Source organism: Streptomyces sp. NPDC004561, assembly GCF_053602155.1.
Window position 1 is genome coordinate 1 of the sequence record NZ_JBSGDB010000910.1, and the last position, 1,364, is coordinate 1,364.

At 77.1% G+C, this 1,364-nt stretch carries 1 protein-coding gene; it reads right to left on the reverse strand.

Annotated elements, in window-relative coordinates; all coding sequences use genetic code 11:
- The coding region (locus ACWEN3_RS46620) for a hypothetical protein (RefSeq protein ID WP_452984518.1) at positions 1 to 1,364 on the reverse strand (1,364 nt) is incomplete at both ends.

The window sequence follows — 1,364 nt, forward strand, 5'->3', positions numbered from 1 at the left end:
ACCACGCCACCTCCGCGGCGGGCCCCCCGCAGCGGGCCGTCAGCTCCTCCCGCAGTGCGTGGGTCAGCGCCTCGTCCCGCTCCCAGCCGCCCTCGGCCGCCGCCCACGTCTCGACGGGGCCGCCGCCCACGTCCTGGTTCTCGGCGTACCGCAGCATCACCAGGAGCAGGTGGGGGTCCATGCCGGTGCAGTGCTCCATCGCCTGGACCGCCGCCGGGCCGCAGCGCAGCGAGAGATGGCTGAGCCAGCGCAGGGTGCGCCAGGCCACGTCGGGCTCGTCGCCCAGGATCCGCCCGAGTTCGGCCCCGTTGTTCCCGGCCAGCGCCGTCACGGGCCACTGCGGGGCGAGGAGGCCCAGCAGGGCGGCCGCCCGGTCCGGCACGTCGGCGAGCACCACCAGGCGCAGTACGTCCCGCAGGGTCAGGACCGCGGCGGGCAGCCGGTCGGTGTAGCCGGGCGGCTCGATCCTGGGGCCCACCACCACGTAGGGCGCCTCGTCCTCGCCGGCCTCCGGCAGTCCGACCGCGCCGGGTCCCCCGACGTACAGGTCGACGCGGCCGGTCGGGTGCAGCCGGGACAGGGCGGTTCCGGTGAACAGGCCGTCGAAGTAGGTGAGATGGAAGGGGCTGTCCCCGATCGGGGTGGCCACGACCTGTCCGGGGGGCGCCCCGAGGAAGCCGCCGAGCGCACGGGCGAAGTCCTCGGCCGCCCCGGCGGCCCCGTCGCGCTCCAGGCGGCCGTACGCCTCCAGCAGCAGCTGTCCGCCACGGTCCGCCGCCCGCCACTCGACGAACGCCGGAGGGCGCTCCCGGCCGGCGTTGAGGTGGTACTCGAGGAACCGGCGCGGCTCCCACTCCGCCCGCCAGACCGGCAGCGCGGTCATGCCCTCGGGGATCGGGGCCCCGGGCGGCTCCCGGTTCAGCAGGGCGGCCGCGGCGAGCAGCTCACCGGCGTCGAGCAGCGCCCTGATCCGCGCCACGGCCTGCTCCCCGCGCTGCGGCGCGGCGCCGGCCGGTGTCTTCGGGAGGCGGTCCGTCAGCTCCCGGGAGGCCTCCGCGACGCGCTTGCGCAGCTCGTCGGCCAGTTCGTCCAGCCGCGCCACGACCTGCGGCCGGCCCGAGCGCGCCTGCTCCACCAGCGCGTCCGTCTCGGCCGGGTCGGTCTCCCAGGCCACTCCGGCGGCCGCCGCCCGCCGGCCGAGCGTGGCCAGCCGCTGCCGGACGAACTCCGCGGCCTTCACCCGCAGGCTCTCCAGCTGCCGGGTCAGCCGTTCGGCGTCGTGCCGCCGGAGGTCCGCGCAGCCGGCGAGCAGATACTCGGCGGCGTCGAACTCGCCCCGCTCCAGCAGTTCCTCGCACACGACG